This window comes from Micromonospora sp. NPDC003816, from assembly GCF_042874705.1.
GTDB lineage: Bacteria > Actinomycetota > Actinomycetes > Mycobacteriales > Micromonosporaceae > Micromonospora.
The window spans coordinates 451,450-466,287 of the sequence record NZ_JBIANP010000004.1 but is presented as its reverse complement, the minus strand read 5'-3'; the positions used below and the strand labels follow the sequence as shown (position 1 = coordinate 466,287).

15 protein-coding genes are annotated in these 14,838 nt (G+C 71.2%); 9 read left to right on the top strand and 6 right to left on the bottom strand.

Translation table 11 applies throughout. From position 1 onward, the window contains the following. Positions 1-37 precede the first annotated feature (37 nt). The 4 genes from ACFYTT_RS17860 to ACFYTT_RS17845 all read left to right on the top strand — a co-directional run bounded on the left by ACFYTT_RS17860 (position 38) and on the right by ACFYTT_RS17845 (position 4,211). The gene (locus ACFYTT_RS17860; RefSeq protein ID WP_131053267.1) at positions 38-976 is read left to right on the top strand and encodes an ABC transporter permease; all 939 of its coding nucleotides are present in this window, start codon (positions 38-40) and stop codon (positions 974-976) included. A gap of 232 nt (positions 977-1,208) precedes the next feature. Next, positions 1,209-2,165: an ABC transporter permease gene (locus ACFYTT_RS17855; RefSeq protein WP_131053268.1), complete on the top strand. Its 957-nt coding sequence runs from the start codon at positions 1,209-1,211 to the stop codon at positions 2,163-2,165. Positions 2,166-2,170: 5 nt separating this feature from the next. After that, positions 2,171-3,202, top strand: coding sequence for an ABC transporter ATP-binding protein (locus ACFYTT_RS17850; protein ID WP_387260401.1), 1,032 nt, complete (start codon positions 2,171-2,173; stop codon positions 3,200-3,202). Next, the gene (locus ACFYTT_RS17845; RefSeq protein ID WP_131053270.1) at positions 3,186-4,211 is read left to right on the top strand and encodes an ABC transporter ATP-binding protein; all 1,026 of its coding nucleotides are present in this window, start codon (positions 3,186-3,188) and stop codon (positions 4,209-4,211) included. The genes ACFYTT_RS17850 and ACFYTT_RS17845 overlap by 17 nt, the downstream gene beginning before the upstream one ends. A 97-nt stretch (positions 4,212-4,308) precedes the next feature. On the opposite strand, the gene purH is transcribed toward ACFYTT_RS17845, so the two are convergent. Together purH and purN are read right to left on the bottom strand one after the other, a co-directional pair. Further along, positions 4,309-5,880: a bifunctional phosphoribosylaminoimidazolecarboxamide formyltransferase/IMP cyclohydrolase gene (gene purH, locus ACFYTT_RS17840; protein ID WP_176095197.1), complete on the bottom strand. Its 1,572-nt coding sequence runs from the start codon at positions 5,878-5,880 to the stop codon at positions 4,309-4,311. Further along, a complete protein-coding gene (gene purN / locus ACFYTT_RS17835) occupies positions 5,877-6,488 on the bottom strand; it encodes a phosphoribosylglycinamide formyltransferase (protein ID WP_131053272.1) in 612 nt (203 codons plus the stop codon). Before purN ends, purH begins: the two co-directional genes overlap by 4 nt. Before the next feature lie 172 nt (positions 6,489-6,660). On the opposite strand from purN, the gene ACFYTT_RS17830 reads away from it, so the two are divergent. Further along, positions 6,661-6,951 carry a CD225/dispanin family protein gene (locus tag ACFYTT_RS17830; RefSeq protein ID WP_131053273.1) on the top strand — a complete coding sequence of 97 codons (291 nt, stop codon included), beginning with the start codon at positions 6,661-6,663 and terminating at the stop codon, positions 6,949-6,951. A 13-nt stretch (positions 6,952-6,964) separates the two neighbouring features. Then, entirely contained in the window at positions 6,965-7,654 is a 690-nt protein-coding gene (locus ACFYTT_RS17825; RefSeq protein ID WP_131053274.1) for a DUF4190 domain-containing protein, read from the top strand. A 91-nt stretch (positions 7,655-7,745) separates the two neighbouring features. Here the strand turns inward: ACFYTT_RS17825 and ACFYTT_RS17820 are convergent, their stop codons facing one another. After that, positions 7,746-9,038, bottom strand: coding sequence for a DUF6350 family protein (locus ACFYTT_RS17820; protein ID WP_387260394.1), 1,293 nt, complete (start codon positions 9,036-9,038; stop codon positions 7,746-7,748). A 157-nt stretch (positions 9,039-9,195) separates the two neighbouring features. On the opposite strand from ACFYTT_RS17820, the gene ACFYTT_RS17815 reads away from it, so the two are divergent. Beyond that, positions 9,196-9,456, top strand: coding sequence for a DUF4190 domain-containing protein (locus ACFYTT_RS17815; protein WP_131056226.1), 261 nt, complete (start codon positions 9,196-9,198; stop codon positions 9,454-9,456). A 44-nt stretch (positions 9,457-9,500) separates the two neighbouring features. Here ACFYTT_RS17815 and sucD read toward each other — a convergent pair whose 3' ends face one another. From sucD to ACFYTT_RS17800, 3 genes are all read right to left on the bottom strand, one after another. Next, positions 9,501-10,388, bottom strand: coding sequence for a succinate--CoA ligase subunit alpha (gene sucD, locus ACFYTT_RS17810; RefSeq protein WP_131056224.1), 888 nt, complete (start codon positions 10,386-10,388; stop codon positions 9,501-9,503). Positions 10,389-10,390: 2 nt separating this feature from the next. Beyond that, positions 10,391-11,569, bottom strand: coding sequence for an ADP-forming succinate--CoA ligase subunit beta (gene sucC / locus ACFYTT_RS17805; RefSeq protein ID WP_131056222.1), 1,179 nt, complete (start codon positions 11,567-11,569; stop codon positions 10,391-10,393). A gap of 594 nt (positions 11,570-12,163) precedes the next feature. Further along, the gene (locus ACFYTT_RS17800; protein ID WP_131056220.1) at positions 12,164-12,568 is read right to left on the bottom strand and encodes a cobalamin B12-binding domain-containing protein; all 405 of its coding nucleotides are present in this window, start codon (positions 12,566-12,568) and stop codon (positions 12,164-12,166) included. Between the two features lie 424 nt (positions 12,569-12,992). On the opposite strand from ACFYTT_RS17800, the gene ACFYTT_RS17795 reads away from it, so the two are divergent. Together ACFYTT_RS17795 and ACFYTT_RS17790 are read left to right on the top strand one after the other, a co-directional pair. After that, the gene (locus ACFYTT_RS17795; RefSeq protein ID WP_131056218.1) at positions 12,993-13,706 is read left to right on the top strand and encodes a M23 family metallopeptidase; all 714 of its coding nucleotides are present in this window, start codon (positions 12,993-12,995) and stop codon (positions 13,704-13,706) included. A gap of 275 nt (positions 13,707-13,981) precedes the next feature. Further along, positions 13,982-14,791 carry a M23 family metallopeptidase gene (locus tag ACFYTT_RS17790; RefSeq protein ID WP_387260389.1) on the top strand — a complete coding sequence of 270 codons (810 nt, stop codon included), beginning with the start codon at positions 13,982-13,984 and terminating at the stop codon, positions 14,789-14,791. Positions 14,792-14,838 lie beyond the last annotated feature (47 nt).

Genomic DNA, 14,838 nt, shown 5'->3' with positions numbered 1-14,838 from the left:
GCCACGTGGTTCGCCCTTTTTGGGGAGACTGCCTAGTATGTTCCGCTTCATCGTGCGGCGCCTGCTTCAGATGGTCCTGGCCTTCTTCGGCACCACGCTGATCGTCTACGCGCTGATGTTCGCCGGCCAGGGCGACCCGATCCAGGCGCTCGCCGGTGAACGTCCGGTGACCGAGGCCCAACGGGCCTACCTCACCGAGAAGTACCACCTCGACGCGACCGGGGTCGGCGGCTTCTTCTACCGCTACGTCGACTACCTCTCCAACCTGCTCCGTGGCGACCTCGGCGAATCGCTCACCGGCCGGTCGATCGGCGACATCCTCGCCACCGCCTGGCCGGTCACCATCAAACTGGCGCTGATCGCTCTCGCGGTCGCCGTGATCTTCGGAGTCACCGCGGGCGTCCTCGCCGGCATCCGACGGGCCGGCATCTTCGACAACGCCACGCTGCTGCTGACGCTGCTGGTGCTCGGCATCCCGACCATCGTGCTCGCGCCGCTCGCGCAGTACTTCCTCGGCGTCCGGTGGCAGGTCTTCCCACCCACCGCCGGTGCCGACCCCGACTTCCGCTCCCTGCTGCTGCCCGGGATCGTGCTCGGCTCGCTCTCGCTGGCCACCGCGCTGCGGCTGACCCGTACCTCGGTGGCCGAGAACCTGCGCGCCGACTACGTGCGTACCGCCCGCTCCAAGGGCCTGCCGAACCGGCGGGTGGTCAGCGTGCACGTGCTGCGCAACTCGCTCATCCCGGTGATCACCTTCCTCGGCGTCGAGGTGGGCAACCTGATGAGCGGCGCGATCATCACCGAGGGCGTGTTCAACATCCCCGGCGTCGGCTTCAACCTGTTCCGCGGCATCCGCACCGAGGACGGCCCGCTGGTGGTGGGCATCGTCAGCGTGCTCGTCGTGGTCTACCTGGTCTCCAACCTGGTGGTGGACATCCTGTACGCCGTCCTGGACCCGAGGATCCGCTATGTGTGAGCGCAGCGAGGGGACGGCATGAGTGAGCGCCAGCGAACGAATCATCAGCTCAGCGGAAATGCCGAAACCGAGCGCAGCGAGGGGGCGGCATGAGTGAGCGCCAGCGAACGAATCGGCCAGCGCAGCGGAAATGCCGGCACTGAGCGCAGCGAAGGGACGGCATGAGTGAGCGCCAGCGAACGAATCATCAGCTCAGCGGAAATGCCGGCACCGAGCGCAGCGAGGGGACGGCATGAGTGACTTCGAGACCGTCGCGGCGACGGAGAACCAGGCCGCGCGACGGGGGCCGTCGGGTGAGCCGGGCGCGCCGGACCAGGTCGGCCGCCCTCGCAAGCCGCGCAGCCTGGCCGGGGACGCCTGGCGCGACCTGCGCCGCAAGCCGATCTTCTGGATCAGCTTGTTCCTGGTGCTGCTGGTGGCCGCGATGGCCGCCGTGCCCGGGCTCTTCACCGGCAACGATCCGGGCGACTGCGTGCTGTCCCGGCAGCACGCCGCCCCGTCCGGCGGCGCGATCTTCGGGTACGACTTCCAGGGCTGCGACACGTACGCCCGCGCGGTCTACGGCGCCCGCGCGTCCCTGCTGGTCGGCGCCCTCTCGGCGCTGCTCACCGGGGTGATCGCGTTGGTCGTCGGGATGCTCGCCGGCTACTTCGGCGGCTGGGTCGACGCGGTGCTCTCCCGGGTGATCGACATCGTGCTCGGCATCCCCCTGCTGCTGGCCGCGATCGTGCTGCTCAAGCGGGTCGCCAGCGACAGCGCCACGGTACGCGTCGGTGCCGTCATCTTCGTGCTCGCGGTGCTCGGCTGGACCACCGCCGCCCGGGTGGTCCGCTCGTCGGTGATCACCGCTCGGGAGCAGGACTACGTGTCCGCCGCCCGGATGCTGGGTGCCGGCAACGGCCGGATCATGTGGCGGCACATCCTGCCGAACGCGCTCGCCCCGGCGATCGTGGTGCTGACCATCGCGCTCGGTTCGTTCATCGCCGCCGAGGCGACACTCTCGTTCCTCGGCATCGGCCTGCGGGAGCCCACCATCTCCTGGGGTATCGACATCAACAACGGTCGGGTGCACATGCGGGAGTCGGCGACACCGCTGGTCGTCCCGTCGACGTTCCTGGCCCTGACCGTACTGGCGTTCATCATGCTGGGCGACGCCATCCGCGACGCGTTCGACCCGAAGCTGCGGTGACCGACATGACCACGACGCCACCGACCCCGGCCACCCCCACCCCGCCCGGCGGCCACCTGCTCCAGGTACGGGACCTGCACATCGAGTTCCGCACCGGCGAGGGAGTGGCCAAGGTGATCAACGGGGTCAGCTACCACCTGGATCCGGGCGAGACCCTGGCGGTGCTGGGCGAGTCTGGCTCCGGGAAGTCCGTCACCGCGCAGGCGGTGATGGGCATCCTGGACAGCCCACCGGCGCACGTCAGCTCCGGACAGATCCTCTATCAGGGGCGCGACCTGCTCACCCTGCCCGAGGAGCAACGCCGGCAGGTGCGGGGCAAGGAGATCGCGATGATCTTCCAGGACGCCCTCTCCGCGTTGAACCCGGTCTTCCCGGTCGGTTGGCAGATCGGCGAGACGCTGCGCCAGCGGCTCGGCATGTCCCGGGCCGACGCCCGTCGCCGCGCGGTGGAGTTGATGGACCTGGTGCAGATTCCGGCCGCCGGCGCACGTCTGGGCGACTATCCGCACCAGTTCTCCGGCGGTATGCGCCAGCGCGTGATGATCGCGATGGCGCTGGCCATGGAACCGAAGGTGCTCATCGCCGACGAACCGACCACCGCGCTCGACGTCACCGTGCAGGCGCAGATCATGGACCTCCTCGCCGACCTGCGGCGGGACCTGGACATGGCGATGATCCTGATCACCCACGACCTGGGCGTGGTCGCCGACGTGGCCGACCGGATCGCCGTCATGTATGCGGGCCGCATCGTCGAGCACGCCGACGTGCGGTCGCTGTACCGGGCACCTGCCCACCCGTACACCAAGGGGCTGCTGGCGTCGATCCCGCGCCTGGACCAGCGCGGCGGGCGGCTCTCCACCATCCGGGGCCTGCCGCCGAACCTGATGCGCATCCCCAGCGGCTGTCCCTTCCATCCCCGATGCCCGTACGCGCAGCAGGTCTGTGTGGACGAGGTACCGCACGACCTGGTCCTCGGCGACGGCCGGACCAGTGCGTGCCACTTCGCGCAGGAGGTACGTGATGACCGCGCCGACTGAGCCCACCACCGTGCGCGGCGAGACGCTCCTCGACGTCGACGACGTGGTCAAGCACTTCCCGATCACGCAGGGGGTGCTGTTCCAGAAGAAGGTCGGCGCGGTGAAGGCCGTCGACGGGGTGAGCTTCCAGCTCCGCCGGGGCGAGACGCTGGGCATCGTCGGCGAGTCCGGCTGCGGCAAGTCCACCCTGGCCCGGCTGCTGATGCGGCTGGAACGCCCGACCGCCGGGCGGGCCACCCTGGCCGGGCAGGACCTCTTCGCCGCCTCCGGCGCCCGGCTGCGCCGGATCCGCCGGAACATGCAGATGGTCATGCAGGACCCGTACACCTCGCTGAACCCGAGGATGACCGTCGGCGACATCATCGGGGAGCCGTTCGAGATCCACCCCGAGGCGGCCCCGAAGGGCAGTCGCGACCGGCGGGTGCAGGAGCTGCTCGACGTGGTCGGGCTGAACCCGGAACACGTCAACCGCTACCCGCACCAGTTCTCCGGCGGTCAGCGGCAGCGCATCGGCATCGCCCGGGCACTCGCGCTGCGGCCCGAGGTGATCGTCTGCGACGAGCCGGTCTCCGCGCTGGACGTCTCCATCCAGGCCCAGGTGATCAACCTGCTGGAGCAGCTCCAGGACGAGTTGGGGCTGTCGTACATCTTCATCGCGCACGACCTGTCCGTGGTGCGGCACATCTCGGACCGGATCGCGGTGATGTACCTGGGCCGGATCGTGGAGATCGGCACCGAGGACGAGATCTACCAGCGCGCCACCCACCCGTACACGCAGGCGCTGCTCTCGGCCGCGCCGGTGCCGGACCCGGACGCCCGGGAGCATCGGACGGTGATCCGGTTGCACGGTGACGTGCCGAGCCCGGCCGACCCGCCGAGCGGCTGCCACTTCCGGACCCGCTGCTGGAAGGCCCAGGAGATCTGCGCCGTCGAGGATCCGCAGGCGGTGCCACGGGCCGCCGACCCGCACCCGTCCGCCTGTCATTTCGCCGAGCTGCGATCGGTGTAAGGAAGGGTCCCCTGCTAACGCCTGGTGTATAGCAGGGGACCCTTCCTAACATCACAGCCGCAAGCGCACACGGCGCCGCCGGTCGCGCGGCGGCGGGTCAGTGGAAGAAGTGCCGGGTGCCGGTGAGGTACATGGTGACGCCGGCCTGCTTGCAGGCGGCGATCACCTCCTCGTCCCGGATCGAGCCGCCCGGCTGCACGATGGCCCGGATTCCGGCGTCGATGAGGATCTGCGGGCCGTCGGCGAACGGGAAGAACGCGTCCGAGGCCGCCACCGCGCCCCGCGCCCGGTCGGCACCGGCCCGGCTGACCGCCAGTCGCGCCGAGTCCACCCGGTTGACCTGCCCCATCCCGACACCGACCGTGGCGCCGTCCTGCGCCAGCAGGATCGCGTTGCTCTTCACCGCGCGCACCGCCCGCCAGGCGAAGGCCAGGTCGGCCAGGGTCGCCTCGTCGGCCGCGTCACCGGTGGCCAGCCGCCAGGTCGCCGGGTCGTCGCCCTCGGCGTCGACCGCGTCGCGTTCCTGCACCAGCACGCCGCCGGTGATCTGCCGCCACTCCGTGGACGGCGGACGGAACTCCGGTGCCCGCAGCAGCCGGATGTTCTTCTTGGCCTGGAGCACCTCGGCGGCCCCCGGCTCGTAGCCGGGCGCCACCACGACCTCGGTGAAGATCTCGGCGATCTGCCCGGCCAGCTCGACCGAGACCGGACGGTTCACCGCGATGACGCCGCCGAAGGCGGAGACCGGGTCGCAGGCGTGTGCCTTGCGGTGCGCCTCGGCCACGTCCGCGCCGACCGCGATCCCGCACGGGTTGGCGTGCTTGATGACGGCCACCGCCGGCTGGTCGGCGAAGTCGTTCGCGGCCCGCCAGGCGGCGTCGGCGTCGACGTAGTTGTTGTAGGACATTTCCTTGCCGTGCAACTGCTCGGCCTGGGCCAGGCCGGGCGGGCTCGCCGGGTCCGCATAGACCGCCGCGCCCTGGTGCGGGTTCTCGCCGTACCGCAGCACCGCCTGCCGCCGCAGCGCCAGCCCGGCGAACTCCGGCCCGCCGTCGGCGGCCGGGGCCAGGGACGTGGCGAACCAGTCGGCGACCGCCACGTCGTACTCGGCGATGTCGGCGAAGGCGCGGGCGGCCAGCGCCCGCCGCTGCGCCAGGGTGAAGCCACCGCCGTCGAGCGCGGCCACCAGCAGCGGGTACGCGGCCGGGTCGGTCACCACGGCCACCGAGGCGTGGTTCTTGGCGGCGGCACGCACCATCGCCGGACCGCCGATGTCGATCTGCTCGACGCACTCGTCCTGGCTGGCGCCGGAGGCGACGGTCTGCTGGAACGGGTAGAGGTTGGAGACCAGCAGGTCGACCCCGGCGATGCCGTGCTCGTCGAGCTGGGCGACGTGGGTGTCCTTGCGCAGGTCGGCGAGGAGTCCACCGTGGATCTTCGGGTGCAGGGTCTTCACCCGGCCGTCGAGGATCTCCGGGAAGCCGGTCACCTGCTCCACGGCGGTCACCGGTACGCCGGCACCGGCGATCGTCGACGCGGTGCTGCCGGTCGAGACGATCTCCACCCCGGCGGCGTGCAGGGCCTTGGCCAGGTCGACCAGACCGCTCTTGTCGTAGACGCTGACCAGTGCCCGCCGGATCGGGCGGCGCCCGTCCTCGATGGAACTCACGGAACTGTGACCTTTCTCCCGGTGATCGTCCAGCCGTCGCGGACCAGCCGGCCCACCTGCTCGACGAGTTGCTGCCGCTCGGCTTCCTTGATGCGCTCGGTGAGCGTGTCCACGTCGTCGTCGTCGTGCACCGGCACCGCCACCTGCGCCACGATCGGGCCGGTGTCCATTCCGGCGTCGACGAAGAAGAGCGTCGCCCCGGTGACCTTCACGCCATAGGCGAGCGCGTCCCGCGGGCCGTGGATGCCGGGGAAAGCCGGCAGCAGGGTGTTGTGCGTGTTCAGGTAGCGGTCGCCGAAGGCGGCGAGGAACCGGGAACCGACAAGCTTCAGGAACCCGGCGGAGACGACCAGGTCGGGCCGGTGCGCGGCGACCTGCTCGGTGAGCGTCGCGTCCCACTCCTCGCGGGACGGGTGGTCCTTGACCTTCGCCACGAAGGTCGGCACCCCGGCGGCGGCGGCCCGGTCCAGCCCGGCGATGCCGTCGCGGTCCGCGCCCACCGCGACCACCCGGGCCCCGTACGCCGGGTCGGCGGTCGCGTCCAGCAGCGCCTGCAGGTTGCTGCCGGAGCCGGAGACGAGGACGACGATGCGGGCGGGCTCGGTCACCGGCACACCCTATCCGGCGGCGGATCAGCGCTGGTCCGGTGCCCACCCGATGGGCCGCCGACCCTTCGCCGACCACCGAAGTCGCACAGACCGGGTACGCTGCCGGTCGCTTGGGACCGGCGCATGTCCGGCCCGCACCCGTCAGCGACACGTACGTGAGGAGCTCGTCACCATGCAGCCCGGATACCCGTCCCAGCCGCCCCAGCAGGTCGACAACAACATGACGATGTCGATCGTCGCCATCTTCCTGTTCTGGCCGCTGGCGATCCCCGCCATCATCAACGCCTCGAAGGTCAACCAGCTGCTCCAGCAGGGTGACTACGCCGGTGCCCAGGCCGCGTCCGCCGAGTCGAAGAAGTGGTCCAAGTGGGCCATCATCGTCGGTGTCGCGTGGCTCGTGATCGTGCTGCTCTGCTGCCTGGGCGGTGGCGTCCTCGGTTCGCTCAGCGGCTCGAACGCCTGAGTAACGGAACCACATGCAACCCGGTAACCCCGGTCAGGACCCGTACGGCCAGCAACAGCCGTACGGGGATCCGACAGCTCCACCTCCGCACAACCCGTACGCGCCACCGGCGGCCAATCCCTACGCACCTCCGCCGGCCAACCCGTACGCCACACCGGAGCCGCACACGCCCGCGGTCGACCCGTACCAGCAGGCAGACCCGTACCAGCAGGTCGATCCGTACCAGCAGGTCGACCCGTACGGCCAGCAGCCGCCTACCTCGGGGCAGCCCTACGATCCGTACTCTGCACCGCCCGCCGGACAGCCGGCGTACGGTCAGCCCCCGGCCTACGGGCAGCCGCCGACGTCGGGGCACCCCTACGGCCAGCCCTACCAGGACCCGTACGCCCCGCAGCCGTACGGCGGCGCGCCGATGTACCCGCACGCGGGTTTCGTCGGCCACGGCGGCCAGCAGAACACCCTCGCGCTGGTGGCGATGATCCTGGGCATCGCGTCGATCCCGCTGAACTGCTGCTACCTCGGTATTCCGCTGGGTCTGGCCGCGGTCATCACCGGCTGGCTCGGCAAGCAGAAGGTCGACCAGGGCCTGGCCGGCAACCCGGGGCAGGCACTCACCGGCCTGATCTGCGGCGGCATCGGCCTGCTGCTGGGCCTGCTCTATGTCGTGCTGATCGCGGTGAACTACGCCGTGCCGCGACTTTGAACCAGCAGTACGCGAGGGGCGCTCCGGACGACCGGGGCGCCCCTCGTCGTGAGCAGGCCCGCTGTCGAGGTCTGGCCGCCCTGCGGCAGGTCTAGACGGCGCGTCGGGTGAGCCAGCGGACCGCCCCCGCACCGAGCACCGCCCCACCGCCCGTGATCAGCGTCGCGGCCAGCGCCACCTGCCACCCGACCGGGCCGACCTCGGCCAGCCGACCGGCACCGAGCGGTCCGCCGGAGACCTCCGCGAGCACCCCCAGCAGCACCCCGGCCACCGGACCGACGAGTACGGCCGGCACCAGCAGACGCCGCCAGCGCAGCGGAGCGCGGTCCGCCCCGGCCGACCGGATCAACCGGCGGGCCAGCAGCCCACCGGCGGCCATACCCACCAGGACCGGCATCGCGAGAACCATGATCGAGGCGGGCCCGTCGACCGGCCCGCTCGGCAGCCCGGCGAACAACGGCAGCGCCGGTAGCGCGCCGACGGAGACCTCGCTGGTGCGGACGGCCGTGTCGGTGCCCACGGCGAAACCAGGCCCGAGCAGGTAGCTGGTGGACCAGACGGTGGCGTTGGGCGCGTACGCCAGGCTGACCAGCGTGATGCCAGCCTGCCCGGCCACACCGGTGCGGTAGGCGCCGATCAGGTCGGCCGCGTCGCCCCCGCCGGTCGCCACGGCCAGTCCCGCCCCGGCGGCTCCCGCGCCGAGCAGCACCAACGCGGCCACCAGACCGGCACGGACCCCTTCGCGTACCGGCCCCGGCAGCTTCCCTGCGAGCACCTCGGCCAGCCCGGTGGTCCGGGCCGCGCCGAGACCCGCGGCGAGCGTGCCGAGCACCGCGAGCGTCACGCCGGCCCGTGGCCATGACACACCGGTGCCACCGGAATCGACGAGCAGCGCGGCGAGCAGGCCGATCAGGGCGTATCCGACGCCGACCGCCGCCGCGACGGCGACCGTGCGGCCCGGGGACCGGTCGCCGCGTGCGCCGACCGCGCGGCTGGCGTGCACGCCGGCCCGGGTGAGCCGCCAGATCGCCAGCACGGTGACCGCGAGCGGGGCCAGGCCCAGGGGGCCGGCGGCGGTCTCCAGCGGTACGCCGTGCCCGAGCAGCCAACCGGCCGCGCCCGCGCGGATCGCGCCCAGCGGGGTGGCGGCGCCTTCGCTGAGCTGGAACAACCAGAGCACGAGCACCACCGGCAACCAGGAGGTGAGCGCGGCCCCACCGGCCGCCACCAGCGCGGCGACCGCGAGGGGCGGGTGACGGCGGCCGCCGGGTGTGCCCCGTTGCACCGGTACCCGACGGGGCGGGCCGGCACGACCGGGTGGCCGGGCGCCGACCCCACGGGCGTCGGTGGCCCGGCGGGGCTGGTCAGGGGTGACGGAGGACATCGTCTCTACTCTGGCATGTCGGGGCCGCCTCGGCTGTCCGACACCACCCCGTCCGGAGGTGAGTTCGCCTGATCCGCCGTGCCGGCAAGGGGCTCCGGTCTAGCCTCGGCTCAGAGCCGTGGCCGACGTCGCGGCAGTTAGTGTCCGGAGGGAAGCCGTGAACGCTCCGTATCCACCGCCCCCGCCGCCACCGGCGGGCCGGGACCGCACCACCCTGTGGGGCGTGCTGGGCATCGTGACCGGGGTGCTCTGTTGCGGCATCCTCGGCATCGTCTTCGGTTGGCTGTCGATCCGCGACGCGCGCCGCTACCGGCAGTCCCCGGTGCTGGGCTACGTCTCGATCGGTCTGGGTGTGGTCAACATCGTGGTCAGCCTGATCCTGTCCGCCACGGGCAACTACCCGTACTGGAACCGCTGAGGGGCCGACCTTCCGGTCGGCCCCTCGAAGACTGTCGTACCGGCTCAGCCGGCGGACATGATCTCGCGCATCAGCTTGGCGGTCTCGGTCGGGGTCTTGCCGACCTTGACACCCACCGCCTCCAGCGCCGCCTTCTTCGCGTCGGCGGTGCCCGCCGAACCGGAGATGATCGCACCGGCGTGCCCCATGGTCTTGCCGGGCGGGGCGGTGAAGCCGGCGATGTAGCCGACCACCGGCTTGGTGACGTTGGCCTTGATGTACTCGGCCGCCCGCTCCTCGGCGTCGCCGCCGATCTCACCGATCATCACGATGGCGTCGGTGTCCGGGTCGGCCTCGAACGCGGCCAGCGCGTCGATGTGCGTGGTACCGATGATCGGGTCGCCACCGATGCCGACGCAGGTCGAGAAGCCGATGTCCCGCAGCTCGTACATCATCTGGTAGGTCAGCGTGCCGCTCTTGCTGACCAGGCCGATCCGGCCGCTGCCGGTGATGTCGGCCGGGATGATGCCGGCGTTGGAGGAACCCGGCGAGGCGATGCCGGGGCAGTTCGGCCCGACGATCCGGGTCCGCTCGCCCTTGCCCGTGTTGTACGCCCAGAAGGCGGCGGTGTCGTGCACCGGCACGCCCTCGGTGATCACCACGGCCAGCGGGATCTCGGCGTCGATCGCCTCGATGACCGCGCCCTTGGTGAACTGCGGGGGCACGAAGATGACGGTGACGTCGGCACCGGTGTCCTTCATCGCGTCCGCGACGCTGGCGAAGACCGGCAGCTCGGTGCCGTCGAAGTCGACGGTGGTGCCCGCCTTGCGCGGGTTCACGCCGCCGACGACGTTGGTGCCGGCCGCGAGCATCCGCCGGGTGTGCTTGGAACCCTCGGAACCGGTCATCCCCTGGACGATGACCTTCGAGTCCTTGGTCAGCCAGATAGCCATTGTCAGACCCCCGCAGCCGCCAGCTCGGCGGCCCGCTCGGCCGCGCCGTCCATGGTGTCGACCCGCTGCACGAGCGGGTTGTTCGCGCTGTCGAGGATCGCCCGACCAGCTTCGGCGTTGTTGCCGTCGAGCCGCACGACGAGCGGCTTGGTGACCTGCTCCCCGCGCTGCTCCAACAGGGCCAGCGCCTGGATGATGCCGTTGGCGACCTCGTCGCAGGCGGTGATGCCACCGAAGACGTTGACGAAGACGCTGCGGACCGACGGGTCGGAGAGCACGATCTCCAGGCCGTTGGCCATCACCGCGGCGCTCGCGCCACCGCCGATGTCGAGGAAGTTGGCCGGCTTGACACCGCCGTGCCGCTCACCGGCGTACGCGACCACGTCGAGCGTGGACATGACCAGGCCCGCGCCGTTGCCGATGATGCCGACCTCGCCGTCGAGCTTGACGTAGTTGAGGTCCTTCTCCTTGGCCGCCTGCTCCAGCGGGTCCACGGTCGCCTGGTCGACCAGGGCCTCGTGGTCCGGGTGCCGGAAGCCGGCGTTCTCGTCCAGCGAGATCTTGGCGTCCAGCAGCAGCAGCGTGCCGTCACCGGTCTTGGCCAACGGGTTGACCTCGACCAGGGTGGCGTCCTCGGCGACGAACGCCTTCCAGAGCCCCACCGCGACGTCGACGAGCTGGTCGGCGAGATCGGCCGGGAAGCCGGCTGCGGTGACGATCTCCCGGGCCTTGGCCTCGTCGACACCCTTGACGGCGTCGATCGGGGCCTTGACCACCTTGTCCGGGGTCTCCGCGGCGACCTGCTCGATGTCCATGCCGCCGGCCACGCTGGCGATGCAGAGGAAGGTGCGGTTCGCCCGGTCCAGCAGGTACGAGAAGTAGTACTCGTCGGCCACGTCCGCGGTCACCGTGATCATGACCTTGTGGACCGTGTGGCCCTTGATGTCCATGCCGAGGATGTCGGTGGCGCGGGCCACCGTCTCCTCCGCGCCCTCGGCGAGCTTGACGCCGCCGGCCTTGCCTCGCCCGCCGACCTTCACCTGCGCCTTGACGACCACTCGGCCGCCGAGGCGATCGGCGATCGCGCGGGCCTCCTCCGGGGTGGTGGCAACGCCGCCGGCGAGCACGGGAAGACCGTGCCGCTCGAACAGGTCCCGCCCCTGGTATTCGTACAGGTCCACGATTGCGCGTCCCGTCCCGTCTCCGCGGCGCACCGTCGCGCCGCCACCAGCGTATGGAAAGTAAACAGTGCGGTGCCTGACATCAGTCGAAGTTGACGCAGACCGCTGAACCTCGCACGGCCCGAACCGCACGGCGCTCGCGCACCGCACCCGCCCGGTGGATCCGTCGGACCGTGGGCGGAGGTGGTGCGAGGTCCATTGGGCGCAGCCTAACGATGTCGGCACGGGCGGCAACCGAGCGGGTGCGGGGTGTGCGGTAATCCACAGCCACCACCGACGCTGTGTCACCGGTGTGCGCCACGCCGCAGCGGCCGCCCCGATGTCACCCGTTCGAGCGATCTCGGCGGGCCTGGCAGGGAACCGGACGTCGGCGCGTAACCCGGTTGGCAGGGCCTCGTTGAGTCAGGTGTCGGAGCGCTGAACGGCGCGAGGACGCAAGCGGCCGATGCCCTGTCGGTCGAGGGGTGGCGGCGGGGCATCGTGCATAGAGGGGCCGGACGTGTGAGGGGTGCGTCCGGCCCCTCCCCTTGCCCGCATTCGCCCCACGTCCCCGTACCCGACTCTCGCGTCGGCCCCCGGGTCCGCTCGTCCGGGTCAGCTCACCGGCTGGGCGACGTTGCTACGGACCCACTCCACGATGGACTGGGTGGTCGCGCCCGGCGTGAAGATCTTGGCTACGCCGATCTGCTCCAGCTCCGGGATGTCCGCGTCCGGGATGATGCCCCCGCCGAAGACCACGATGTCCCGGGCGTCGCGCTCGCCCAGCAGTTCGAGCACCCGGCGGAACAGCGTCATGTGCGCGCCGGAGAGCACCGAGAGACCGACCGCGTCGGCGTCCTCCTGGATGGCGGTCTCCACGATCTGCTCCGGGGTCTGGTGGAGGCCGGTGTAGATGACCTCCATGCCGGCGTCGCGGAGAGCGCGGGCCACCACCTTGGCCCCACGGTCGTGGCCGTCCAGGCCCGGCTTGGCGACGACGACCCGAACACGAGAGCTCATCAGCGCATCCCTTTCACCGGCTCCGGGGCTTTCACCTGAACGAACGGTAACCCGCGCCACGGATTCCGGGGAACCGGGGCCGGGACCCGAGGACGGACCCGCCGCCACGACGACCTCACACACAGGCACGACCGACGCGGCTCGGGTCAAGGAGGACGACTCCGCCGATCGGTCACGGTCTGCGACGAACGGACGATAACGAGGGCAGCCCACTAGTGCCGCGAGCCATGACATTAATGGACGGAAAGGGACAGAAAGGTGCAACGAGTTCGGCGCTCCGGCTTGTGGGGCGACTGACGGTTGGCTACCGTGTCCACGGTTGTCATCAGGTTTGCGGACGGGTGACGACGCGACCAGCCGACGGACGGATCACTGATCCGGACGGCGGCCGAACGCTTCGGAACCCCGACAACGGAGGGTGTGCGTGCGCCAGCGCCTGTCGTCTGAGCCCGATCGATATCGCGGTCGCCGCCGCGTACCCACCCCCCCACGTAGCCGTTACGCCGCAGTCGTCACCACCGCCTTCGTCGGTGCCGGCGTGGTGGCACTGGGCGCCGGCGCACTGCCGGACGCCAAGAGCGTCGAACAGTCGGTGCTCGACGAGCTGAAGCAGGCCGCTGTCAGCAGCCAGGGAGCTGCCGAGCGCGCCGACGCCGCCGAGCGGCCCTCCCGGGACGGCCGCAGCGCCCCGGAGAGCGTCGAGGACTCCGGCGTCTGGCTGCTGCCGCTGCAGGGCTACGACTTCAACTCCCCCTACGGCATGCGCTGGGGCAAGCTGCACACCGGCATCGACCTGGTCGCACCGGAGGGCACCCCGTACGTCTCGATCCACGAGGGCACCGTCACCAAGGCCGGCTGGTTCGGCGGGTACGGCAACGCCGTGATCGTCCAGCACCCGGACGGCAGCGAGGCGATCTACGGCCACTCCTCGGCGTTGAGCGTCCGGGAAGGCCAGCAGGTCAAGGCCGGCGACCAGCTCGGCCTGGTGGGCAACACCGGCCACTCCTACGGGGTCCACCTGCACCTGGAGATCCATGTCAAGGGCAAGCCGCTCGACCCGGTGCCCTGGCTCCAGGAGCGCGGAGTGGACATCAAGCTGCAAGTCGAGGCAATCTACAGCGAGGTAACGGAGTCCTGACACCCCGTTGCACCCGTTGACCGCCCGGATCGATCGATCCGGGCGGTTTTGCGTGCGCGGCCCGAACGCAAAGTGTCCCAGGCCACAGGCTGCTTTGTGGCGGAGCGCACACCACAGCCGACGCACCGACCCGGTCATCCGGTGGCAACCGGGGACAGAACCGGGCGGCCGTCCCGCCGCCACCATCCACCCGCCGAACCCCGGTACCCGACACACACCCGACCGACACCAGGATTTCCAGGTCACGTACCCCTCGATCCAGTGAGGTCCGCTCCGTGCAGGACGACAGCTCCACCCCGAACCGCACGCTCTCCCACGCTCCCGCCCGGCACCGCCGCCGGATCGGCCGGCGCGGCCGTCGGCTGGCCGTCGGCGCGGTCGCCGTGCTGGGACTCGGACTCGGTGGTGTCGTCGTGACCAATCTCGACGACAGCCCCACCCCGAGCCCCGTCTCACTCGACGCGCAGGCCCGCGCCGAAGCCGCCGCCCGCGCGGAGGCCGCCGACCGCGCCGACCGCTCGGCCCGCGAGTCGGCCGCCCCGGCCACGCCGGAGAGCCCCACACCGACCCCGACGGCGAGCCCGACCAGGACACCCAGCGCGAGCCCGACCGCGAAACCCCGCCCGACGGCGACCAGGGCCAGCAAGGCCGCCCCGAAGACCACCACGAGCACCGCGCCGAAGCCCGACTGGGTCATCCCGATGGCCGGCGCCGCCGTCACCTCGTGCTACGGCCCCCGGTGGGGCACACTGCACGCCGGCATCGACTTCGCGCTGCCCGCCGGCACACCGGTGCGGGCCGCCTCCAAGGGCACCGTCACGAAGGCCGGCGACGTCGGTGACGGGTACGGCATCTCGGTCGTCATCGACCACGGCAACGGCTACCTCACCCACTACGCCCACCTGAGCACCACCCGGGTGAACGTGGGTGCGAAGGTCAGCACCGGCCAGACCATCGGACTGGAGGGCTCCACCGGCGACTCCACCGGGCCGCACCTGCACTTCGAGGTGCACCAGGGTCAGATGTGGAACCAGATCGACCCGGCGCCGTTCCTGCGCGCCCGCGGCATCGACGTGGCGTGCTGACCTGATCGCCCGGTGCACCGGCCCCACCCGGGCCGGTGCACCGGCCC